Source organism: Rhizobium sp. BK098, assembly GCF_014193155.1.
Lineage (GTDB): Bacteria > Pseudomonadota > Alphaproteobacteria > Rhizobiales > Rhizobiaceae > Rhizobium.
The window spans coordinates 36,608-57,976 of the sequence record NZ_JACHYY010000010.1 but is presented as its reverse complement, the minus strand read 5'-3'; the positions used below and the strand labels follow the sequence as shown (position 1 = coordinate 57,976).

The 21,369-nt window shown below is 61.6% G+C and carries 34 protein-coding genes; 23 read left to right on the top strand and 11 right to left on the bottom strand.

The window, feature by feature from the left end; translation table 11 throughout:
- Positions 1-105: 105 nt before the first annotated feature.
- From FHT73_RS23215 to FHT73_RS23170, 10 genes are all read right to left on the bottom strand, one after another.
- Positions 106-375 (bottom strand): hypothetical protein, encoded by a 270-nt coding sequence (locus FHT73_RS23215; RefSeq protein ID WP_183715137.1) that lies wholly within the window; start codon positions 373-375, stop codon positions 106-108.
- Complete coding sequence (locus tag FHT73_RS23210; RefSeq protein WP_183715135.1) at positions 357-641, bottom strand: hypothetical protein; 285 nt, start codon at positions 639-641, stop codon at positions 357-359. The genes FHT73_RS23215 and FHT73_RS23210 overlap by 19 nt, the downstream gene beginning before the upstream one ends.
- Positions 638-1,153: a hypothetical protein gene (locus tag FHT73_RS29565; protein ID WP_246712204.1), complete on the bottom strand. Its 516-nt coding sequence runs from the start codon at positions 1,151-1,153 to the stop codon at positions 638-640. The genes FHT73_RS23210 and FHT73_RS29565 overlap by 4 nt, the downstream gene beginning before the upstream one ends.
- Positions 1,150-1,419, bottom strand: coding sequence for a hypothetical protein (locus tag FHT73_RS23200; protein ID WP_183715133.1), 270 nt, complete (start codon positions 1,417-1,419; stop codon positions 1,150-1,152). The genes FHT73_RS29565 and FHT73_RS23200 overlap by 4 nt, the downstream gene beginning before the upstream one ends.
- The gene (locus tag FHT73_RS23195) at positions 1,416-2,648 is read right to left on the bottom strand and encodes a hypothetical protein (RefSeq protein WP_183715131.1); all 1,233 of its coding nucleotides are present in this window, start codon (positions 2,646-2,648) and stop codon (positions 1,416-1,418) included. The genes FHT73_RS23200 and FHT73_RS23195 overlap by 4 nt, the downstream gene beginning before the upstream one ends.
- Positions 2,649-3,097: 449 nt before the next feature.
- Positions 3,098-3,355 (bottom strand): hypothetical protein, encoded by a 258-nt coding sequence (locus tag FHT73_RS23190; protein ID WP_183715129.1) that lies wholly within the window; start codon positions 3,353-3,355, stop codon positions 3,098-3,100.
- Positions 3,342-3,632: a hypothetical protein gene (locus tag FHT73_RS23185; protein WP_183715127.1), complete on the bottom strand. Its 291-nt coding sequence runs from the start codon at positions 3,630-3,632 to the stop codon at positions 3,342-3,344. The genes FHT73_RS23190 and FHT73_RS23185 overlap by 14 nt, the downstream gene beginning before the upstream one ends.
- Positions 3,629-3,964, bottom strand: a complete 336-nt coding sequence (locus tag FHT73_RS23180) for a hypothetical protein (RefSeq protein ID WP_183715125.1) — start codon at positions 3,962-3,964, stop codon at positions 3,629-3,631. The genes FHT73_RS23185 and FHT73_RS23180 overlap by 4 nt, the downstream gene beginning before the upstream one ends.
- Positions 3,961-4,275, bottom strand: a complete 315-nt coding sequence (locus tag FHT73_RS23175; RefSeq protein ID WP_183715123.1) for a hypothetical protein — start codon at positions 4,273-4,275, stop codon at positions 3,961-3,963. Before FHT73_RS23175 ends, FHT73_RS23180 begins: the two co-directional genes overlap by 4 nt.
- A 322-nt stretch (positions 4,276-4,597) precedes the next feature.
- Positions 4,598-5,197, bottom strand: a complete 600-nt coding sequence (locus tag FHT73_RS23170; RefSeq protein WP_183715122.1) for a hypothetical protein — start codon at positions 5,195-5,197, stop codon at positions 4,598-4,600.
- Between the two features lie 101 nt (positions 5,198-5,298).
- Here FHT73_RS23170 and FHT73_RS23165 point away from each other — a divergent pair, with 101 nt between their 5' ends.
- The 17 genes from FHT73_RS23165 to FHT73_RS23085 all read left to right on the top strand — a co-directional run bounded on the left by FHT73_RS23165 (position 5,299) and on the right by FHT73_RS23085 (position 13,977).
- The gene (locus tag FHT73_RS23165) at positions 5,299-5,535 is read left to right on the top strand and encodes a hypothetical protein (protein WP_210298817.1); all 237 of its coding nucleotides are present in this window, start codon (positions 5,299-5,301) and stop codon (positions 5,533-5,535) included.
- The gene (locus tag FHT73_RS23160; RefSeq protein ID WP_183715118.1) at positions 5,532-5,840 is read left to right on the top strand and encodes a hypothetical protein; all 309 of its coding nucleotides are present in this window, start codon (positions 5,532-5,534) and stop codon (positions 5,838-5,840) included. Before FHT73_RS23165 ends, FHT73_RS23160 begins: the two co-directional genes overlap by 4 nt.
- Complete coding sequence (locus FHT73_RS23155; protein ID WP_183715116.1) at positions 5,837-6,121, top strand: hypothetical protein; 285 nt, start codon at positions 5,837-5,839, stop codon at positions 6,119-6,121. Before FHT73_RS23160 ends, FHT73_RS23155 begins: the two co-directional genes overlap by 4 nt.
- Positions 6,121-6,930: a DUF6551 family protein gene (locus FHT73_RS23150; protein ID WP_183715114.1), complete on the top strand. Its 810-nt coding sequence runs from the start codon at positions 6,121-6,123 to the stop codon at positions 6,928-6,930. Before FHT73_RS23155 ends, FHT73_RS23150 begins: the two co-directional genes overlap by 1 nt.
- Before the next feature lie 74 nt (positions 6,931-7,004).
- Complete coding sequence (locus FHT73_RS23145; protein ID WP_183715112.1) at positions 7,005-7,520, top strand: hypothetical protein; 516 nt, start codon at positions 7,005-7,007, stop codon at positions 7,518-7,520.
- Positions 7,517-7,729, top strand: a complete 213-nt coding sequence (locus FHT73_RS23140; protein WP_210290456.1) for a hypothetical protein — start codon at positions 7,517-7,519, stop codon at positions 7,727-7,729. The genes FHT73_RS23145 and FHT73_RS23140 overlap by 4 nt, the downstream gene beginning before the upstream one ends.
- A complete protein-coding gene (locus FHT73_RS23135) occupies positions 7,726-8,841 on the top strand; it encodes a toprim domain-containing protein (RefSeq protein WP_183715110.1) in 1,116 nt (371 codons plus the stop codon). Before FHT73_RS23140 ends, FHT73_RS23135 begins: the two co-directional genes overlap by 4 nt.
- The gene (locus FHT73_RS23130; protein ID WP_183715108.1) at positions 8,838-9,101 is read left to right on the top strand and encodes a hypothetical protein; all 264 of its coding nucleotides are present in this window, start codon (positions 8,838-8,840) and stop codon (positions 9,099-9,101) included. The genes FHT73_RS23135 and FHT73_RS23130 overlap by 4 nt, the downstream gene beginning before the upstream one ends.
- The gene (locus FHT73_RS23125; RefSeq protein ID WP_183715107.1) at positions 9,085-9,354 is read left to right on the top strand and encodes a hypothetical protein; all 270 of its coding nucleotides are present in this window, start codon (positions 9,085-9,087) and stop codon (positions 9,352-9,354) included. The genes FHT73_RS23130 and FHT73_RS23125 overlap by 17 nt, the downstream gene beginning before the upstream one ends.
- Positions 9,351-9,614, top strand: coding sequence for a DUF2312 domain-containing protein (locus FHT73_RS23120; RefSeq protein WP_183715105.1), 264 nt, complete (start codon positions 9,351-9,353; stop codon positions 9,612-9,614). Before FHT73_RS23125 ends, FHT73_RS23120 begins: the two co-directional genes overlap by 4 nt.
- A 26-nt stretch (positions 9,615-9,640) precedes the next feature.
- Positions 9,641-9,910, top strand: coding sequence for a hypothetical protein (locus FHT73_RS23115; protein WP_183715104.1), 270 nt, complete (start codon positions 9,641-9,643; stop codon positions 9,908-9,910).
- Between the two features lie 89 nt (positions 9,911-9,999).
- Positions 10,000-10,236, top strand: a complete 237-nt coding sequence (locus FHT73_RS23110) for a hypothetical protein (RefSeq protein ID WP_183715102.1) — start codon at positions 10,000-10,002, stop codon at positions 10,234-10,236.
- 3 nt (positions 10,237-10,239) lie between these two features.
- Positions 10,240-10,719, top strand: coding sequence for a hypothetical protein (locus FHT73_RS23105; RefSeq protein ID WP_183715100.1), 480 nt, complete (start codon positions 10,240-10,242; stop codon positions 10,717-10,719).
- Between the two features lie 29 nt (positions 10,720-10,748).
- Complete coding sequence (locus FHT73_RS23100) at positions 10,749-11,138, top strand: hypothetical protein (RefSeq protein WP_183715098.1); 390 nt, start codon at positions 10,749-10,751, stop codon at positions 11,136-11,138.
- 70 nt (positions 11,139-11,208) lie between these two features.
- Positions 11,209-13,122, top strand: a complete 1,914-nt coding sequence (locus FHT73_RS23095) for a hypothetical protein (protein WP_183715096.1) — start codon at positions 11,209-11,211, stop codon at positions 13,120-13,122.
- On the top strand, positions 13,122-13,415 hold the full coding sequence (locus tag FHT73_RS23090; RefSeq protein ID WP_183715094.1) for a hypothetical protein: 294 nt from the start codon (positions 13,122-13,124) through the stop codon (positions 13,413-13,415). The genes FHT73_RS23095 and FHT73_RS23090 overlap by 1 nt, the downstream gene beginning before the upstream one ends.
- A 61-nt stretch (positions 13,416-13,476) precedes the next feature.
- On the top strand, positions 13,477-13,977 hold the full coding sequence (locus tag FHT73_RS23085; protein WP_183715092.1) for a thermonuclease family protein: 501 nt from the start codon (positions 13,477-13,479) through the stop codon (positions 13,975-13,977).
- On the opposite strand, the gene FHT73_RS23080 is transcribed toward FHT73_RS23085, so the two are convergent.
- Positions 13,974-14,693, bottom strand: a complete 720-nt coding sequence (locus FHT73_RS23080; protein ID WP_183715090.1) for a hypothetical protein — start codon at positions 14,691-14,693, stop codon at positions 13,974-13,976. The genes FHT73_RS23085 and FHT73_RS23080 overlap by 4 nt on opposite strands.
- Positions 14,694-15,192: 499 nt before the next feature.
- Here FHT73_RS23080 and FHT73_RS23075 point away from each other — a divergent pair, with 499 nt between their 5' ends.
- From FHT73_RS23075 to FHT73_RS23050, 6 genes are all read left to right on the top strand, one after another.
- Positions 15,193-15,834: a hypothetical protein gene (locus FHT73_RS23075; RefSeq protein WP_183715088.1), complete on the top strand. Its 642-nt coding sequence runs from the start codon at positions 15,193-15,195 to the stop codon at positions 15,832-15,834.
- Between the two features lie 361 nt (positions 15,835-16,195).
- Positions 16,196-17,824, top strand: a complete 1,629-nt coding sequence (locus FHT73_RS23070; protein WP_183715086.1) for a hypothetical protein — start codon at positions 16,196-16,198, stop codon at positions 17,822-17,824.
- The gene (locus FHT73_RS23065) at positions 17,812-18,297 is read left to right on the top strand and encodes a hypothetical protein (RefSeq protein WP_183715084.1); all 486 of its coding nucleotides are present in this window, start codon (positions 17,812-17,814) and stop codon (positions 18,295-18,297) included. Before FHT73_RS23070 ends, FHT73_RS23065 begins: the two co-directional genes overlap by 13 nt.
- A gap of 117 nt (positions 18,298-18,414) precedes the next feature.
- Positions 18,415-20,022, top strand: coding sequence for a portal protein (locus FHT73_RS23060; protein WP_183715082.1), 1,608 nt, complete (start codon positions 18,415-18,417; stop codon positions 20,020-20,022).
- Positions 20,022-20,405, top strand: coding sequence for a hypothetical protein (locus tag FHT73_RS23055; protein ID WP_183715080.1), 384 nt, complete (start codon positions 20,022-20,024; stop codon positions 20,403-20,405). The genes FHT73_RS23060 and FHT73_RS23055 overlap by 1 nt, the downstream gene beginning before the upstream one ends.
- Complete coding sequence (locus tag FHT73_RS23050) at positions 20,402-21,355, top strand: hypothetical protein (protein WP_183715078.1); 954 nt, start codon at positions 20,402-20,404, stop codon at positions 21,353-21,355. The genes FHT73_RS23055 and FHT73_RS23050 overlap by 4 nt, the downstream gene beginning before the upstream one ends.
- The last annotated feature ends 14 nt before the right edge of the window (positions 21,356-21,369 follow it).

The following is a 21,369-nucleotide window of genomic DNA, read 5'->3' as shown; positions in this document are numbered from 1 at the left end:
CAAATACTTACGTAGTTAACAGGCGACTAATTTTGACGATGTTTTCCGCCGCTTGCCTGCGGGTTTCTGCCTCTCGCGTGCCGGGGATACGAACCGCCGATCCTGTCAATTCAATCCGAGTAGGCGCATGTTTCGTCGCCGTTGTTCCTGACCTTGTTCGGCTTTTTCTCGCCACTCACATTGCTCGACCAGGCCAGGGAAAGCCACTCGCATCTTTTCGACCTGGTCGCGGTAGCTTATCCCTCTAGCGACGGCGCAAGTCTGCAGCTCGAGTTGTCCGTCGTCGCAACTAAAACCGCCGCCCATGTGGGCGGCGTGATAGAGCGGGCAGAAGCGGATATCCTTGTGCGGGCAGCCTACGTCGCGCTTTCCCATGGCGGTGCTCCTAGCGGCTTTAGTTGGATGAAGTATCGGACGGGAAAGGCATCCTCATCCCTCGCTCGCATGAAGTCTTTTCCGTTGTGACAGCGCCGGCCGAGGTTGTCGACGCAGATGGCGTTTAGCTCCTCGCCCACAGATCCCTCGAACCCTGTCAGCGCCCGCGTGGCGTGGTTCAGCCAATCTTCAAAGGTATCGAACTGGCCAAGGATATCGGGCTCGAGATGCGGGCATGGCGTGCCCTTGTGCCAAGGGCGGCTCACGGGCTCATCTCCTTTAATGCGGCCGCGATCACGGCTGCGGCCGAGCTGGCGCGGACGATGTGAAAGCCGATCGGCGTCTCCGGATACCATTGCAGGGTCCACACAGAGTTCGTGGTGATCGCCTTCTCGCGCTCCTCGGGCGAGATCCAGCCCCGATCCCAATCCGGATTGCCGCTGAAATACTCAGCGGCCGTTTCATAGTTGATGCTGTGCTCGTCATTGAAGGTGAGGTGAAAACAGGTGTGTTCGCCACGTAGCAGCTTCGCCGGCAGCTGCTCGAGCGCGATCGTCGTCTCGTGCGGCTCGACCTCGCACACCTGGATCGCCTGCTTGCCCCAGCGATCGCGGATCTCGGTTCGCTTGCAGCCTGGAGATAGGCGTGCACCCGCCGCCATCAATTCGGCAGAGTGGTCATAGTCGGCCCAGCCGATGACCGTCTTTTCCGGAAGCGGCCAGCCAACAGCGCTGATCTCGTATCGCTGGCCCTGATCTGCCGTGGGTTTTAGGCTCATGAGCGATCCCCTCCCGCCCGAATGATATCATAGCAGCTGATCTTCAGCGTCTTTCCCGTGCGCTCGTTGAGTGCAAATAGGTAAGGGCCGTAGGCATGAAGCTTGACGCTACCCGTCTGGACATGAACGTCTCGCTTCCATCGGATCGGTGTGCCTGGCTGAAACAATCGCCGGAATGTCTTCTCGAATTCTATGCGCGCGTTCTCGGCCGCTTGATATGCGCCGACCAGCAGCTCCAATCGTGCGTGATCGCTCATCTCGTTCATGCTGTCTCCTTCTCGTACCAGGCCGTGAGCTTGTCGATCGCGCTGTCGGCCATGGTTTCATCCAGCGCGAGGTAGTGTTTCAGGATCTCTGTAGCGGTCTTGAAGCTGTGCCCGGTGATGCTGCAGATCTCGGGGACGGTGGCGCCGGCGCGGGCAAGCCAGGTGACGGCGGTGTCGCGGAAATCCTGGTCGGTCAACGTCATGACGCTGGGCATCGGCTCGATCGTCGGCTTCCCGTGCGGATCCGGCAGGCCGGCGGCGAGCGCGTTGCGGATATCCAGCAGGCGGTGGCTGTAGTAGCTGCCCTGGAACGGCGCCTTGCCGTGCTCGTTGAAGACGACATAGTCGGTCTCGATGTTTTTTTCGGCGCGCCTGGCCTCGGCTGCCTCGAGGCGTTTGACCAGTTCGGGCGCTTTCTTGATCGAGACGATCGCGCCCGTCTTCGCCTGCCTGAAAAACAGCCGACCATTCTTTTCGCCGTTCTTCTGGAAAAGCAGCCGGTCGCCCTGGCGCTGGCCGCTCCATACGGCGAAGACGATGCTGTCGCCGATCTCGGGCCAGCCCATGGCGTCGGCCGCCGCGACCAGGCCGTCGATCTCCTCGATGGAGCCGACGCGCAGGCGTGGCGGTGGCGTCTTCATTTTCAGCTTGTGAGCCGGGTTGACTTCCATGCCGCGCAGCTTGCCGCGCGACATGCCCCATTCGAGCGCCGTGCCGAGCATGCGCAAGGTGCCGTGGGCAGTCGCCAGGCCGGAGTTGAGACGGATCCTGTCGTAGATGCCCCGGCAGATTTCCTTGTCCAGCGCCAGCGCCTCGGCGGCATAGACATCCGGGCAGTGCTTCTTGATGGCGTTGATCTTGTAGCCCCATTCACGCACCGTCGCCTTGGCGTAGTCGGCACTGTCGGGATTGTGGATCGGGTGCAGCCATTCGAACAGAAGCTGGCTGACCGGATAGATGCGGGCGCTCGGCGCCGGCAGGCCGACGGCAACCTTCTTCTTCGGTTTGCGGCCGGCCGCGCGCCGCTGCGCCTGCAGCTGCTGCTCGAAACTGCGCGACCACTCCAGCGCCTGACCGGCGGTCATCCACATTCCGTCCGCGTTGCGCAGATCCTCGCCCTCATAGCCCTGCTCGCGCAGGGACTGCGACGGCGAGAAGCGCGGGCGGCCGTTGCGCCAGGTGACGTATTTGATTTTGGGGTCGGTGCTTTTCGGCTTTGGGGAACGCATGAACTCTCTCCTGAAAACAATGAGGCCCGGCGATCACGCAAAACAAAGATCGCCGGGCCTGGTACCGCCGACGCCGTGGGTGGCATTGCGGCGTCGGCTGATATGCGCTGCGCGGTTTAGACGGGGGGTTCAGCGCATATCCGGTTCGAATTGGTGGGGCAGCCGCTTGCGGCGACGGCTGCCCCTACACATCGCCGCCGAGACGCGAGACTGCGGCGACATGTCATTTGCGCCGGCGCCTGACGGCGGCGCGGACCATGGCTGGCACCTTCGAAAACAGAAGCCAGAAAAACAGCACGGTCAGCACGGCGCCGGCGGCGATGGCGCAAGCAAAAATCACCCGCCTTTTCTCCAGCGCTCGCCGAGATCCGGACGCAGCGCGAGGAGCGACAGGATCGACCAGGCGCCGACGATGGTGCCGACGCAGAAGGCGGAAAGGAGAAGGCCGGTCATTGCACCGCTCCAAAGCCCATGCGGCGCAGCAGCGCCTTGCGACGCTTCGAACCGCCGATGTCCTGCAGGGCAAAGGCCGCCTCGACGACCAGCGACGACGCGGCGCCCTGCTGCTCGAGCCGGCGCAGCTCCAGTTGCTCGATGTCGCCCTTGATGGCCTCACGCTCCTTGAGCGCTTCGATCAGTTGCACGGTCAAGGCATCCTGCTCGAGGCCGAGGGCTTCCAGCTTGGCGATCAGCTCATGCGGTTCCATCGCGGCCTCCGTTCTTGAGCTTTTCTGCGACCAGCTTGCCGGCCATCGTCAGGGAAAGTTTCTGGCGGCCGCGATCGTAGCCGCGCTGCACGAGCTGATAATTCTCGATCGCGCGGATCGTCCGGAACGAAAAGCGCTTCGTGCCGATCGTCACCTCACCGCCGTCGATCCGCTGATGCCGAAAGAATGCGAGAGAGGAAATTGCATCTCTCTGTGGGGCAGTCAGGGTCCGCATCGGATCGACGACGGCCGGGTTCTCAGTGAGGGGCGTTGTCATCGGCCGGCCCTTTTGTCCAAGAGAAACACAAGCGACATTTCGGCATGCCGGACGTATTCTTCATCGACGATCGATTTGAACATTTCCGCGACGTCCCGAAAGTGGGCTCGCTTGACAAGCTGCGTCGCTAGTCCCGAGTGGGTCCTGACGAACATGCTCATCATGGCTTGCATCAGATGGGACGGCTTCTCGCCGCGTTCCAATTCGGAATTTACCCAGGCCTGCATCTCCTCGACCCAGCGGCTGGCACCGGCTCTTGCGATCATGCGGACGATGGGGTCATCGCTGACCAATGCCTCCTCAAGGCCACGGTGAATAACGCGCCCGCTCATGCCCCTGCCCTTTCATTGTCGACGATCAGGCGCGGGCCGGAATTGCGGACATAGTTCTCGCGAAGCTGGGCACGGTCGGTGGCGATGCTTCGGATTGCCCGGGCTTCGAGCTGCTGGGTGAGCTTGCGATCGCCATAGCTGGCGATCCATGCGTCGATCGCGGTGCGCGACCAGCGACGGCGGCCGGGCAACGGCGCCGGCATGCCTTCTGTCTTGATGAGCCGAACCACCTTCTTCGCGAAGGTGGCGCGGGCAAGGCCGAGCGCAGCCGCGATATCAGCCGCCCCGATCGTCGTTTCCTGCAGGTTCATGTTTCGCGTCTCCACAGTTGCAAATCGCTGCGGATGACAAGTTGTGCCCGCAGGCACATAAAGTCAATGATTAATCCATGGAAAATTGCTTTGTTGTGACATGCCTCTTTGTGAGGCAACACAAATCAACAGCAAATTGTGACCTCGGCAGGAAAATTCGCGTAATTGAACGCGCCCGATTGGGCGTCCAAGAATTCACTGTGGATAAGCAGACTTGGGCGTCCAGCAGTTCAATGCGAAGTTGAAGGCGTGGGCGTCCAATAGTTCAATGCGCAAGCCAAAGATTGGGCGTCCAAAAATTCAGTGCGGAGAGAAAAAGGGATCAGGCGACGCGGCGCTGCCTGAATGAGGCGGTCACCACACCGCGAACCACCACCCGCTCGTTATCTATGAGCAATGGCTTGAATAGGCTCGGATCGGTTGTAGCCGCAACCAGGAAGGGATGCTCGTAAATTCGGAAGATCGTTTTGGTGCCGCCGGCAAGGTCGTAAACCTGCGCACAGACAAGATCGCCAGGCTGAGGCCTAGCGCTCATGTCGACGATCAAGGTATCGCCCGGCAAGTAGCCGGCCAACTCCGCCGCTCGAGAGCCTAGCTCCCAGGCATCGATCTCATTGCGCTCGCCCTTCAGGGCTCGCACGGCGTCGCTGAGGCCTCCGGACGGACGGGCCTCGAACTCTTCGCTCTCCCGTTCGGCCAACCCTCTCGGAACCTCTGCGATAGAGGTCTCAAAGGCCGGAACGCCAGAGGCTTTCTCGATCTTTTCGACTGAGTAGCTATTGAGCGTGCGCGTCTTGCCCGGGTCCTTCAGGAGCCGGGACAGAGTAGAGGGATCGACCTCTGCCTCACTGGCGAGCCGGTTCGTGCTCCATCGCTTGTGCTTAAGGATGAAGTCGATCCAGTCGACGTGTTTTTGGTGCACATTTTCCACAACGCAAAACATACAGTGGACGTGCCTTGATTACATTTTGATCTTGATCACTTGACAGAGCACAGCAAATCACAACTTGTCACGAATAATCAATGGAGGAATTCATGTCCCTCACGTGGCGAACTGTGGATAAATGGCGCGAAGAGAAAGGCATGCCGAAAGCGGATCTCGCGCGGGCTGCCCATATCGGCGAAAGCACGATGTATCGCGGGCTGCGGAATAACAGCAAGTTGCAGCCGAGCACCCGCCGCCTATTGCAAGACGTCTTTCCCGACAAGTTCAACGAGAAGACGGGCGAGGTGCTGCGATCGGGCGAGGTGCTGCGATGAAGAGGCCCCTCGATATCGCCGAACTCAAGCGCCTAATCGACGTCGTCGAGATGCAGCTTTGCATGGTGCCTGACGTAAAGGTTGGCGATCGCGACGGCTGGGAACGGCGCAACGCGGCGCTGCGCAAGATGGCCGATTACCTGACTGAGTGCGAGGGCGCCAGGATTGCATTGCCCTTCGATGCCAAAGGTATGAAATTGGGCGGCGTCAGCACCTCATGCACCGCCGGCCTTGGCGGGCTGTTCCGGAACTGGCTCGTCGCCGCGCGTCGTGCGATCGCCAAGCTTGAAAGTGACCGGCCATGAGCACGGCGCTGCAGATCTGCACCGCCTTCAAGGCGCCTGTCGAGCCGAGCCCGGACGAAAACACCTGCTTTCACGAGACGTTCCTGTCGAGCCTCAATGCCGAGGCCGAGGCGCGCGGCTGGGATGGCTCGGCCGTCTGCCAGTATGTGCGCATCGACGGCTATCTCTCGATCTCGATCGAGCCCGGTAAGGGCTGGGCAAGCATGAAAGACCTGCGCGCTTTCCGCGAGCGGCAGCGCCAGGCGCAGCGTGAAGAACCGGAACAGGGGAGATTGGTTTGATGGATGCCGCAATCAATTTGGATCTTGGCGAACTGCCGGAATTGCAATGGGTCCACCTATCGCAGATCCGAGTCGATAGCAGCTACCAGCGCCCAGTGAAAAAGAAACGCATTGCACAGATCCTTCGCGATTTTCGTTGGGCGCAGTTCGGTGCCCTGCAGCTCGTCGACCAGGGCGACGGCACTTTCACAGTCTATGACGGTCAGCATCGCTTCGAGGCGGCCAGGCTGCATCCGTCGATCGAGGCGGTGCCCTGTGTCATTGTCCGCCTCGACCAGGCTTTCGAGGAAGCGCAGAGCTTTCTTGGCGTCAACATCAACCGCTCCGCCGTCTCTACCGTCGAGAAATATTGGGCCGGCATCGAGGCCGGTGACGAGATGATGATGCGGATCTGCTCCGTGCTCGAGGAAGCTGGATGCGAAGTTGTGCCTGCTGGTACGAAATCGCCGGCGCCGAACCGTACAAGTTCGATCTCGGCTATCCAGCGCTCGATCGAGCGCTACGGCGAAGAGGCTACGACAGAGGCTTGCCGCACGCTGGTCGCTGCATGGCCGAAGGATAATTCCGCGCTCGCAGGCGTCATGATCCAGTCTCTCGCGCGCCTCTATCGCAACAACAAAAAGATCATCGATCGCGACCGCATGATCACCAAATTGCACGGCAAGGACCGAAAGATCCTCGCGGCCGATGCCAACGCGATGCAACGGATCGGCGGCGGCGACGGTGCGCTCTCCCTCTCGAAGGTGCTGGTCGAGGCCTACAACAAGGGCCTGCAGCTCAACCAGATCCAGATCGGCGCCAAGGCCTGACGGCCGGCGCTGACATCCGAATTCCCAACCCAAGCCGATTTGTATTTCGTACGGCCACCATAGCCCGGCGGCCCATGCTGAATTTTACTGAGCTAGATCTGATGATGAAGGCGGCGGAGATCTCGGCGAATGCAGTGACCCGCATGGCCGGTCTGCATCCGCGCTATATCGCGCGGCTTCGCGCCGGCGAAATCACGCTGACGCCAAACACGGCGCGGCGCATCCAACTGGCAATCTCCCGCCTGAAGCGCAGCGAGAACCATGCGGATAGCGCCCTGCCCTCCGCCTGCTACCGCCTCGCGGTCGCCTATGTCGCCCATGCCCGAGGCCGCACGCCGGATTTCGTGCTTTCGGCCGATCCAGGCAAGCGGGCGACGGCGGATCCTCTGTGGATGGAAGCCGCGCAGCTGCGGCGCTGGGCCATCTACATCGCAAACCAGTATTTGAACCTCCCGCAAGCCGAGCTGGCCCGCGCCGCCGGCATGAGCAAGGCGGCCGTCAGCTACGCCATGAACGACGTGGAAGACGAGCGCGGAAATCCGGAGCTCGAGCGGCTGCTTTCGGCGGTAGAAGGGGCGTTTTCGATATGAACATTCTCGATCGCGCCGACGAAAAGCTTTCCGGATCTTCCGCCATGAGTGGCGCCATCGATGAGCGCCAGGCGCTGGCGGCGATCGTGCTCTGGAATTGCGGTCACTTCGACACGCTCGACATCGGCGAACTGCTCGGCGTGAAAGAGGATGCGATCGTGCGGACGTTGCATGCCGCGCGCCACGTCGTCCAGGGAGGCCGCGCATGAACCGCCGCGACGATACCGCCGATATCAAGCAAGGCCTGAAGGATCGCATCGTCGATCTTTGCGGCCGGTTGTTGCCCGATGGGCAGATGCAGGGGCGGCTTTGGGTGGCGCATAATCCCGTCACCTGCGATCACCATAAGAGCGCGGAATTCAAGGTGGCGCTGACGCGCGATATCGGCGCCTGGAAGGATTACCGCACCGGCGAGAAGGGCGACGTCGTCCGCCTCATCGAATATTGCCGGCAGTGCAGTTTCCGCGAGGCGATGGATTTTGCCCGTGATTTCCTCGGCATCCGGCAGATGACGCGCGAAGATTTCGCGCGCTTCCAGCAGCGATCGGCCGAGGCGCGGGCGAAGGCCGAGCAGGAAGCCGAGAAAAAGCGGCTGCAGAACATCGCCTTTGCCGAAAAGCTGTTTCACAAGGGCTATCTCGACGGCGCCGGCTCGACGGCCGAGGCACATGCGCGGGCCTATTTCGCAGCCAGGCGCATTCCGCTCGACCAGATCCCGAAACGTGACACCGCGACGATGCGCTTCGCGCCGGCGCTGGAATATTGGCGCCGGGCGAAATTCGAGCGGCGCGACGGCAAGCTGATCAAGATCTCGGAGGGCCCCAGCTTTCCGGTCATCCTTTCGGCCATGCGCGCGCCGACCGGGCAGATCGCCGCCTGCCATTGCACTTTCCTGTCACCGCTCGGCCCGAAAAAGCTGCCGGTCGGGGAGGATGAGAACGCCAAGCTGATGCGCGGCGAGGCCAAGGGCGCGATGATCCGGATCAGCCACGGGCCGGAAGGCGTGCCGCCGGAGCTGGCACAGCAAGCGTGGCCGCTGCTGCTCGGCGAAGGCATCGAGACGACAGCCTCGGTTTCCATCGAGGCGCCCGAGGCGCGCGCATGGGCTGCCGGCAGCCTTTCGAACATGGGCAACGCGCCGATCGACCTGCCCTGCATCTCGGCCGTGATCGTGCTGAAGGATCACTTCAAGTCCAAGACCACGGAAAAGCAGTTTGCCGATGTGCTGGAAAAGCTGGCCGCGCACGGCAAGCCCGTGACGGTGATCGAAAGCATCGCCGGCAATGATTTCAACGACCAGCTGCAGGAAGGGGATGAATGATGCCAGAAAGTAACTACAGCCGCGCGATCGACGACGTCGTTGCAGCCGATGATGATCGCTGCCCAGTCTGCGCGGAAATCATCAAACCAGATGACATGTGCTCGACCGATATCGAGCTGGGCATCTGCCATGCCGCCTGCCTCGAGGGCTCGCCACATGTCGATCTCGAGACCGACGAGCAGCTCGACGGGCCGATCCCGACCTATCGCTACGGCGATCTCGACCAGCCGAAGGGGGCCGAAGATGGAAAAGCCGACTAACGACAACCGCCCTGATGTCATCGATCTCACGGTGGCGGAATTCTCTTGGGTCATCTCCCGTGCTCCCTCCCAACAGGAACGCGAGATCCGCATCCCTGACGGCGCGATCCTGCGCCGCTTCAGAAATGGCGGGTTTGCCTGCTGGCGCAACCGCCAGGAATGGTTGCACTACCATTTTGAGCGCGGCGGATCCTTTGTGAGCTTCATCGTCATCTATGCCACCATCCTGTTCGTCCAATGGATGTTCTCATGAGCGATATCGGTCACAACAGCGACGTCGAGAACGTCGCCGGCGCCGAGCTGCGCCAGTTCATCGAGCGCATCGAGCGCCTGAATAAGGAAGGCGCCGCCATCAATGCCGATAAGGCCGACATCTTCGGCGAGGCCAAGGGCCGCGGCTACGACGTGAAAGCCATCAAACGCATCATTCGCGACCGCGCGAAAGATACCAACGAGCGCCTCGAGGAAGAGAGCATCTACGAGACCTACAAGGCCGCGTTGGGCATGCCGTGAGTGCAACCTAGACAAGGAGAAAGAGCATGACACAATATCGTTTCAAGCCGTATCCCTACAGCGCTTTCCGCTTCACTTATCCCGCCGATCATTCGGTGTTCCCCGACTGGCTCCTCGAGGCAGCGCGCGCCGATCAACTGAGCTTGCGGGAAGACGGCAAATATCAACTCAATCAGCTGGATCACTCTTTCACGATCGTCGATGACGGCGAATGGATCGTGTGCAGCGAAGACTGCGAGATCGTCGTGATGAGCGATGACAGTTTCCAAAAGACATTCGAACCGATCCCCGCCTAGCGGCGATCGCGCATGCCCTGCCGTTGCGGCCGGCAGGATTTTCACGAAACCAACGAGGAGTTTCAACATGCCTCCGAAAGGAAAATCCGATGAAAAAGTGCAGGCAGCAGCAGGACAGGCAGCGGGCGAAGCGTCGGCGGCACCTGCAGATGCAGCGCTTGAAAATGGTGCGGGCGGGCTCGACGGCCTGGCCGGGGCAGATCCGCAAGGCCTCGCCGGAGCAACGGGCGAGAATGGCGGCGACGACGCAACGATGGCAGAAACGGGCGCGTCGCTGGCGTCTGCCGAAGCTGGAAAGGACGGCGCTGGCGCTGGGGAGGCTTTAGGCGATGGAACGGGTGACGACGGTTCGGATCTCAACCTCACTTCTGGAACCGGAACTTCCGGAGCTAGAGCTGACGTCGGAACAGGCGCTGAAAATGCAGGAACTCACGACCAGGATGGCGCGGGATCTGCAGGACGCGATGGCCTATGCGATGCTGGGAATGATCCGGCCGGCGTCGCCGACCAGGGCGCAGCTGATGCAGAGCGCATACGACCTAAAACACCGCCGCCAGCAGGTATACCGGGCATTGCTGGAATTGATCCAGGTGAGGCCGATGCCGACGCTGATCGTTCCGAAGGACGCGACCAGTCCGAAGGATTGGATCATCCAGCCGCCGCAGGAGACGCCGGAGGAAACGAAGGCGCGCTCGATGCTGGCGGATCTGACGGTGCAGCTGCGGCGAGTGCTGCTGCAGCTGGCGGATCTGCAGGGGATGCCGGAGGCGGAACGGCTGCAGATGCTGCAGCGGGAGATGATGCTGTAGAACTTCTCGACCCTGCCGGCCTTCGTGCCTTGAGCGTCCTCAATGGCGTCTTCGTTTGTGCCGAGGATCTGGCTGCCATGCGCTCCGGCATCATGTGCTCCTATCCTCCCGAATATCTGCTGCGTTCTGACGACCCAGCGGCGCACGAGCTGGTGAGGTTCACCAGGCGGCTCCGATCGGAAGCCACGCCGCAAATTCTGGCGCAGCACCTGGTCATCACCAAGCATTGGGAAACCAACGAGATCGGCTGGCCGGCCGAGACCGCGCTGAAAAGCTTCATCAGCACGCTTGTCGCATTCGACGACATGATTGCCGCCGATGAGGCCAGGAAGCGGGCCGTCGAAACGCCGGCGCCGAGGCCCGTGCCGATCGAGGAGACCACGCTCGAGCTGACGGACGGGCCGCTCGACACCTGGTGAAACCAGACCACTGCCCGCCGCGCCGTAGGAGATGGCGCGGCGGCCATATTCCAGCATGACAGGGCGCATCGTGGCGAAAACTCCAAAAATACAATCCGGCAAAAAAGCAGCACGCGCCATCTTCGAAGACGCGCTGGCCTCGATCGACGAGCAGACGCAGCGTCGGGATCCCGACCCGAACCTTTTGCGCAACGGCATCAAGGCCGGCACATGGGAAGGCTATCCGCACGATAACATGCCGCCCGACTGCCCGATCAACGTGCTCGGCATGAAAGGCGAGACGGTCTATGTGATCGCCGCCAATGGCGAGCTGCATGAGGTGAGCCGCTGGGATCATCCGACGCTGGTCAAGCTGTTCTCGCCCTATACCAACTACCTGAAATGGGCTTGGCCGGCCTGGACGAAGGCCAAGATCGATCCGGAGACGGAAAAGGTGATCGAACCGAAGGTCGATCGCGTTGCGCGCGACAAGGCGGTTGAGGCGATCATCACCGAGGCCGGTCGCAAGGGGCTTTTCGACCCGAAAGACAATGTGCGCGGCCGTGGTGGCTGGAAGGCGCAGGATAAATTCATCTGGCATAGCGGCACGATGCTGTGGAGCGTCGATGTCGAGACCGACCAGGAGAACAAGGCCAAGGGCTGGAAGCTGCAGGCTTCGCGGCCGGCCGACTATGACGGCTTCTTCTACAAGCGCGATAGCGAGACGTTGCAGCCCTGGCGCACGCCCGTCAGCCGGCAGGAAAGCCCGGCGCATGAGCTGCTGCAATCGCTGCGAACCTGGAATTGGGAGCGGCCCTATCTCGACCCGCTGCTGCTGCTCGGCTGGATCGGCTCGGCCTTCCTCGGCGCCGCCCTCGATGTGCGCCCGATCGTCTTCACCACGGGCGGCCCCGGCCGAGGCAAGACGACGCTGCACAATTTCATCAAGGCCATCTTTGGAGCCGCGCTCTATTCGACCGCGAACACCACGGCCGCCGGCATCTATCAGAATATCGGCCAGGATAGCCGGCCGGTCGCCGTCGACGAGCTCGAGCGCAAGGGCAACAGTTTTAAGGAACAGGCGATTATCGAGCTTGCCCGCCAGTCCTATTCCGGCGCCAAGCTCTATCGTGGCGGATCGAACCATGAGGGCGTCGAATTCGAGCTGCGATCGAGCTTCCTGTTTTCCGCCATCATCCACCCGCCGCTCGAGCACCAGGACCGGACGCGCATGGCGATCCTCAACCTGGACAAGCTCGACAAGTCCCACGGCCGGCAACCGATCATCAAGGAAGAATATGGCCGCATGATCCTGCGGCAGATCATGGACGGCTATCACGACTTCTATTGGCATATCCTGCCGAAATGGAAGAAATGGCTTTCCGACCCTCGCCTGCCCTTCGATGCGCGCGCGATCGACACCTACGGCACGCTGCTGGCCTGCGCCGAGCTGCTGGTCGGCGAAGCCGGCATGATCGAATGCGGATTGCGCGCCGACGACCTGGTCGAGGATGGCATCGATATCGATCACCTGGTCGACACAATGAAGGCGGCCACGCTCGAGGACATGTCGGAACAGAAGGAAAAGTGGCAAGTCGTCATCGAGCGGATCATGGAAACGACGATCGACCACTGGAAGGGTGGCGAAAAGATAACCGTCGGCGGCGCGTTGACCGCCCTCGAGGGCGGCTTCAACACCCTCGACGAGACGCGATCGCTGCTGGCGAGCGTCGGCCTCGGGATCCGCGATCGCCACAGCCCCCGCCCCGGTTATTGCCTGGCGGTGCCATTCTCCTCGAGCAAGGTCGACAGGATCTTTGACGGCACGGACTATCATCGTGGCGGCTGGACGGTGGCGCTGAAACAGGCGCCGGAGAATATCGTGCTGCGGCGCATCGAGCGAAAACACCTGCAGGTGAAGATCAACCGCATCAACCAGATGTGCTCGATCATCGATCTTGAGGCCTATGACGAGATCTCGGCCGAGATCGACGAGGCGGCCTAATGCGCGCCATCGATCGAACGACACGTCAGTTTGTCGCTTCGCTCAAAGCCGCCATTCCGGACTTGCACGTGTCCGTCGAGCGCTCCGTCACCGATTACGGCCGATCGAACTACATTCATATCCGCGACCAGGCTCAGCGGCGCTATTGGAAGGTGCGGATCTCCGATCATCCGATCGGCATGCGACGCGCGCTCAGCGGCCGCGAGGATCTCTATATCACTGCCGGCACCAGGCCACCGAGCTGGGCGGTGTGGATCGGCGAATTCAAGCGCCTAGTGGAAGCCGTGGCTTAGGCCTTTCACGCTCATCAGTTGCGTGCTCAAATCGCGGTTGAGAATCAACCATGAGCAATTCATGCCGACGCGTGCCCTGCTATTCCTGTCCGTAACGCTGCTGACGTCGCCGGTGATCGCCGCCGATCTCGTCGGCCGTGCTAGCGTCATCGATGGCGATACGATCGAGATCCAGGGCGCAAGGATCCGACTGCAGGGCATCGATGCACCGGAGAGCTGGCAGATTTGCGTCGACCAGGCCGACCGCAAGTATCAATGCGGCCGCGCCGCTGCCCTCGCCCTGGACGCATGGCTGGCGAGATCCCGGCCGACCAGGTGCACGCCTTCGGGACATGATCGATATCGGCGCACGGTCGCAACCTGCTTTCGCGCTGACGGCGCCGAGGTGAACCGCTGGCTGGTGCAGAGCGGCTATGCGGTGGATTGGCCCAAATATTCGCACGGTCTCTACCAGGAGGCGCAATACGAGGCGATGGCGGCCGAGCGCGGCATCTGGAACGGATACTTCGACCTGCCCTGCCAGGCGCGGGCGAAGCGGGATCATGGTGAGGCGAAATGCTAGAGTTTAACGCCTAGGGCTCTAACGAACTCAGTAGGCGTCAGCTTTTGGAAAGCTGATCGTTTGCCATTCGGCCGAAGAAAGGTTCTCACGTCGCTGGGATCTACAAAGAAAGCGAAATCGCTTTGAAAGGGAATATCGAAGACGTCCCTGTAAAGGATTGTTCCAACGATCAGTAACCGCTCATTTTCAGAAAACAGGCCGTTTATCAACTGCTCCACGGCGGACGAGCCAGTATCCGGTGTCAGCTTCGCGAAGAGTGATCTTCCTGCAGCGATCGCGGGCCAGGTCTTTCGAGGCGGCGTCTCCGGTCTGTTCACGAGAACATTGTACATTCTCGTTTCATGTACTCGAATGGCTTCCAGTCCAACTCCTACAAGAAGACTGGGCGTTTGCCCCGAGTTCTGGCATTCGACGACGATATCGCCTTTATCCTTGCTGTACTCAAGCTTAACGGCCTCGACGTAGGCCCTCATCTGCGCTTCTCCAAGCGTTCGGGTGTCCGTTACTGCCTGGCGAGTTTGCAACAGGCTAAAGTATAGGCATACCAGCGCAGCAATGCTGATCACCAGCGAGACACACGTCAGCCAAACCGAAAGCTTGGCCCAGTGAGCCTGCTCCACGGCTGCAAACGCGCTCATCTCAGTAAATTGGTCGTCCGCTATGGCAATGCTCACCGCCGCCAGCAGGAAACCCAACGATGCAATCATCAATCTCATGCTTCCCCCCGCCCCAAATAGCACCGCGCATTTAACTCTCTTACCCCCGCCCCGGAGAGAAAGAAAGCGGAGCCCGCGCTCTGCCGGCGCAACGCGAGCGGAGCCAGTTGAAGGCCTGAATTGCCTCAATGGCCGCTCGCTTCGATGGCCCGAGTTTGCTTGCGCGCGGGCACTTAACGCAGCGGGAACCGTGTGAGCTTCGGGGGCGGGACGGATTTTCGTCTCGCCTTCAGGACCCGGTAGACGGGTAGACGATCGGTAGACGGCATTGTCTACCGCGTTTCTTCAAGGAAAACATAGGCTTATCGTGGCGGTAGACGAGTAGACGCAATATAGAGGGTTTTCATACGCGCGTGCGCGCGCGTCACGTGAGAATAATATTCGTCTACTTGTCTACCGATAGGTCTATATTCCTGAAAAGATTAAAGAAACGCGGTAGACAAAACGGTAGACGGCGGTAGACGGCGTCGACCGGAATAAAGAAACAGGGAAATATTCGATGACCGGCGACGACAGCGACAATTTGGGGCATCCAGTGGCACACACGCCGGAGCGCGCCGAAAAAATCGGAGCAACGGCAGCCGCCACCGAAGCCGCAATGGCCGACCTGGCCGCCCAGCTCAAGCCCGAGGCCGAACCCGAACAGCAATCCCTCATGCTCGATGAGATGGATGAGCAGCACTGCCTCTTTCGCGGTCCCGTCGAACACGTCGCGTCAATTCTGGATGACGCTAAACGGGCGCGGGGGAGGCCGAAAGGCAGTCAGAACAAGGCGAACCGGCAATTCTCCGAGACGCTGATGCGCATGGGCTTCAAGCATCCTGGCCTCAACCTCGCAGCGATTGCCAACGCGGATCCGCTCGAGCTGGCCGCCGAGCTATCGCAACCGTACCGCCCGAAGAAAGGGCCGCATGCCGGCGAGCTGGTCGAGCAGAGCGTATCGCCGGCCGACGCCCTGGCGCTGATCCTCAAGGCCAACGTCGAGCTGCTGCCCTACTTCGAGAGCAAGAAGGCGCAGCCGACCGACGACGGCGGCGATCGACCGCTCGGCAACGTCATGATCATCGGCCAGATGGTCGTTGCCCATCCCGAGGAACGACGCACAATCAACCTCACCAGCTTCGATGCGCCGGATGAATGATATCAATGGCTTAGCCGTGCGACATTTAGAGCGCAATGTCGCACGAACCGCAAGCCATTGATTTCATTGAATGTACACATGATGAAAAATCACGTGCATCATAGACCCTACCCCCTCGCGCACGCGTGAGGCCGGCGCCGAGGCAGCAATAGCCGAGGGGGTACCCTCCTCATTTTGCGGCGGCCGGTGCCCAAAACGGATTTCAAAACTCGCGGTCGGCCCTCCCCCACGGGGGTCGCAAGACACACACACCGGCCCTTTCGGCCATGCCCGACTGAACCACCCTCGGCCGAACTTAAGGTTTGCCTCTCGATGGAGGGCGCGGGCGCGCGGGCTCCGGGTTATCTGAGGGCTTTGGGTTATGAATTTCGACGTCAAGCATTACGAGCCGCCGGGGCCGATAGGTTGGGCCTTCATCAAGTCGCGCGGCCCGATCAATGCGATCATGGGGCCAGGCGGTTCGGGTAAAACCGTCGCATCCTGCGTCAAGGGCGTGATGCACGCGGCGGAATTCATGCCGGTCTGCAAGGATGGCTGGGTGCGGGTTAAGACCCTTTGCGTTCGCGACACCTATCGCAGCTTCGCTCGCACGGCGCTCGCCAGCTGGTACAACATGTTCCCTGAAAAGCATGCCTGGACGGTAAAGCACGAGGGCGGCCAGGACAGGCCGGTCGTCCATACGCTGCAGTGGGAGGCAATCCGCGGCCGCGACAAGATCAAAATCGAATATGTGATGGAGACGGGGGCAATCGGCGACAACGATCTCGAGACTTTTGCAAAGGGCTATGAGATCTCCATGGCGTGGGGAAACGAGTATGACCTGCTGCCGGAAAACACCTTGCCGATTTTTTTCCAACGCTGCGGCCGCTATCCTCCGATGGAGATGATCGCTCCGTCGGAAATCGAGCGTGTCTCGCGAGAGGGCCGGAAAGCCATGCAGGTGATGGGGCTCGAGGTCGACGACAGCGAACCCGTCCTGCCGCGCATCGTGTGGGGCGACATGAACCCTCCGGACAGCCTTGAGCATCCGGCCTATACGACGCCATTCGGCGAAACCTCTAAGCCGGGCGCGATGGTGGAAAACATCACGCCGGGATGGCATGGCTTCTGGCAACCCGGAGGTCTTTCTCCGAACGCTGAAAACCGCAAGGGCAAGCCGCGCAGTTCTTACGAGCTTGAGGCGGCCACGACGAAGGACAAGCGCCTCGTGCAGCGTATGGTGCATTCGCTTCCGGCGAACTCTGCCGCCGGCGCGCCCGTCTACCCTGAATTTAGCCGTGTGCTGCACCTGGCCGACCAGCCGATCGAGCCGACGCCCGGTCTCGGCCTGACGATTGGCGTCGACGCCGGCGGCTCGCCTGCTGCGACGATTGGTCAGCCGCAACCGAATGGCCAGGAGCGGTTGCTCGCCGAACTGGTCACGGATCCCGGCACCGGGCCGACGCGCTTCGGCAACATGTTGATCGACTTACTGATCCGACGTTTTCCGAACCTGCCTATCCTCGGCGTTTGGGGCGATCCTGCCGCTTTCATGGGCGGCGATACCCAGACCGGCGAATTCAACTGGATCCAGGTGGTGCAAGGCATCATCCGGACAACGATCCAGGTGGCGCCCTCGAATGAGCCGCATATTCGCCAGGAAGCGGTGCGCTTCCATCTGACCAACCTTATCGACGGGCAGACGCCGGGCTACCTCGTCGATCCGCGTTGCAAGGTGATGGTCGGCGGCTTTGAGGCCCACTACATGCTGACCAAACAGGCGACCGCCGGCGCGACCGACAATCTGGCCGTCGTCAAGAACAAGCACTCGCATCCTCATGATGCCGAGCAATATCGCATCCTCGGCTATCGCGGCCTGGCCGCCGTGATCGGCGAAGCTGCCAAGGCGTCCCTGCCGGGGAATGTGACCAGCCTGCAGCAGCGGCGTCAGGAGCGAAACGCCAGGCAGCAGCAATATCGGCAGGGTGATTTCAACGTATGGGACGTCTGACCGTCCGCTCACCGGCCACCTGGTCGGATTGCCTCGAGATGGGTGCCTCTCGCGCGTGCACGCGTAAGGCCAACATTTACATGCGGTCGATCGGCCAGAGCGCCGCCATTGATTTCGACGAGCAGCTGCTCGCCCTATCCTTCCTTTGCCCCGTCGACGGTGGCCTCGAGTTCACGCTCGCGATCCGTCCGGAAGCCGCCGCGCATATGCGCGCGCTCTGCCGCCTCGCCCACTTAACCCTGCAGCGCATCGCCGAGACTGGCACGGTCGTCACCTGCCACGTGATGACGGGGAACAAAACCGGCGAGCGCATGGCGCGCCTGGTCGGCTTCATCCCCTCTGAAGGCATCAAGTGGATTTTTAGCGGGGAACGCGATGTCACAAATGTTCCAGGGGCTGTTCGGCGGCGGCTCGAACAAGGCGGCGAGCAAGGCGGCAGCTCAATCGCAGCAGCTGCAGCAGGTGGCGAATGATCGCCAGTTGGCGAGCCTTCAGCAACAGGATGGCGCTGTCGCCTCGACGCGGAAGCAACCGCGTGGCCGTCGCCTTTTCGAAGATGGTCCGGATAGCGCCTCGGCGGTGCTCGGCTGATGGCGGGTCCGGATCTCGCCTCCGTCAAGCGTCGATCGGAACGGGCGTGGCTGCAGCGTTCGCCGTGGGATGCGCTCTATTGCGAAGCCTATGAATTCGCCATTCCCATGCGCCGGCCCGGTGGCAACGGCAAGCCCAAGTCCTCGCCGGATCGCCTCTTCGACATGACCGCGCCGATGTCTGCGATGTATTTCGCTGGCAATCTGCAGCGCGATCTCTTCCCCGCCGGCCAGCCCACCTTTGTCCTCGAGACCGGGCCGCTCGCCGCTATGCTGATCGGCCCGAAAGGGGTCGAGCAGCTCAATCGTCAGCTCGATACGATCGGCAATCTCATGCACCCGTTCTTCAATGCGGGCGATTGGGATACCGCCCTGCATGAGGCGTGCATCGATCTCGCCGTCGGGACGGCTGCCATCATGCCGGTGAAAGGCACGCGCAACAATCCTGTCATGTTCGTGTGCATTCCCTTCGATCAGCTGGCGATCGGCGTCGACGCCTTCGGCCGGGTGATCTTCATCTCCTGGAAACAGATGGTCACGCTCGAGCAACTGTTCCTCGCCTTCCCGAAGGGGGAGTATCCGGACGGTCTCTCGGACAAGGCTAAGAACCATCCGAACACGGAAGTCGAACTGATCCAGGACTTTTGGGCCGATAGCGATCCGGACGGCGGCTGGCATTTCGGCGCCTATCTGAGGGAGTGCAGCAAGTTCATCGACACGGCCCGCTACCGCACGCAGCCGATCGCCGTGCCGCGCTACTACCGCGTTCCGGGCGAAGCCTATGGCCGTGGCGTCGTGCTCACTGCCCTGCCCTCGATCAAGACCCTGAACAAGGCGCAGGAACTGACGCTGAAATCGGCTGCCATCAGCATGCTCGGCATCTGGGGCTTTCGCGCCGGCGGCACCTTCAATCCGAATACTGTGCGCCTGGCGCCAGGCGAATTCTGGGCCATGCAGGCGACCGGCGGCATGCTGGGCCCCGACGTCACCCGCCTCGATCCCGCTTCGGGCAATCTGCAGATCGGTCAGCTGGTGACGCAGGGCCTGCAGGAACAAGTCAAACAGGCCATGTTCGACGAACGGCTGCCGGACTATACCGGCACGCCGCGCTCCGCCTCGGAAATGACCGGCCGGCTGCAGCAAAAGGCAAACGTCCATATCGGCGCGTTCGGCCGCCTGGTGCATGAGATCATGCCCGTCATCGTGCCGCGCGTCGCCGAGATCCTGTATGATTTCGGCGTGCTGCCGCTGCAGGCGAAGATCGATGATCTCCTCGTCACGGTCAAGGTGCGCTCGCCGATGATGGCCGCTCTGAACGCCGACCGTCTGGCCGCGATCGCCAATTACCATGACCTGGTGCTGGCGTTCGCCGGCCCTGAAAAACAGGCGCTCTACCTCGACCAGGATAAGGTGATGGGACGCATTGCGGACGGCCTGCAGATCGACAAGGATCTGATCCCGGATGAGGACGCCAAGCAAAAGGTTCTCGACAACATGGAGGAGCAGCGCAAGCAGCAGCTCGCCATGATGTTCGCCTCGAGCGCGGCAAACAAGGCGCCTGATGTCATCGGCAACGCCATTACGCAATCTCTTCCGAAGGCGGCCTGATGAGCGAACCCTTTGTAGCCGAGCGCTTTGCGCAGCCTCTCGACCTGCTCGAAAAAGGCCTCGCCGGCGATGGCTGGCCGGGTCTCGAGGGATTGGTGCCGCCGACGCAGCTCGCCGAGCTCGCCCCGAAAGACCCGGTCGCCATGTTCCTCTACGGCATGACGCTCCAGGCCGGCGGCCGTGAGGTCATTGAATGGCTGATGGACATAACGGTCCGGCAGCCCCTGCGCTGCACCGCGTCGACCATCGAGAATACCGCGCTGATGACGGCCACCCGCCAGGGCATCAATGGCGTGGGTGAAGCGGTCCTGAAGGCGATCGCCAAGGGCAGAGAGCTGGCGGAACAACCGAGATCCGAAACCCCGAACGGAGAGCAGTCATGAAATTCTTTCTCGAAAACCTATTGCGCAACGCCGATGGCGCGGGCGGCGGTGGCGGCGGCGGAGACGGGGCCGCCGCTGCTGCTGCTGCCGGCGCCGGCGGTGCGTCGGCTGCGGTGGATCCTCCCGCCAATGCAGCCAATCCGGACGGCGCGGCTGCGGCTGCTGACAATCCGGGCGCGGCGGCCGCTGCTTCTCCTGCTGCGGCCGCCGCCGAACTCTACAAGCCGCAAGGCCTGGCCGATCATCTCGTTGGAAAGACGAACAATGAGACGATGGACAATATGGCAAAGGCCCTGGATGGCTACCGCGCCCGCGATGCGCAGAATAAGGTTCCGGATAAGGTCGAGGCCTATTCGGAATTCACCAATCTACCCGACACGATCAAAACGCAGATGGAAACCTTGAAGGGCGACAAGCTATTCGAGCGCGTTTCCGCGAAGGCGCTGGAGCTGAAAATGCCCGTGCCCGCGTTCCAGGCCCTGACCACGGAAATGATGTCTGCGGCCGCCGAGATCGGCCTGCTCGAACCGCCGATCGATTTCGAGGCCGAGAAAACCGCATTGATCCCGGACAACGCCAAACATTTGCCGCCAGCCGAGCAGACGGCCGCGCGCGAACGGCGCATGAACGAAAACTTCGCCTATATCGACGCCATGGTGGCGCGCGGCGCCGACAAGGGCGGCCTGTCCAAGGAAGCGGCCGATTATGCTAAGGCCATGCTCGGCGACACCGCGCGCGGCCATCAGTTCCTCGAATGGATCCGCTCGAGCATCGCCACCAATGGCGCGACCCCATTTATGGGCGGCGGCGCTGCTGCCGGCGGAGATCCGCGCGCGGCGTTGCGCGAAAAACTCGCCCTGCCCGAGCACCAGGTCGGCAACGCGAAATTCAACCGCGCCTCCTATGAAGCGCTGCAGAAAGAATACCAGGCGCTGCTCGGTAACAGCTGACGCACTGAACGGCT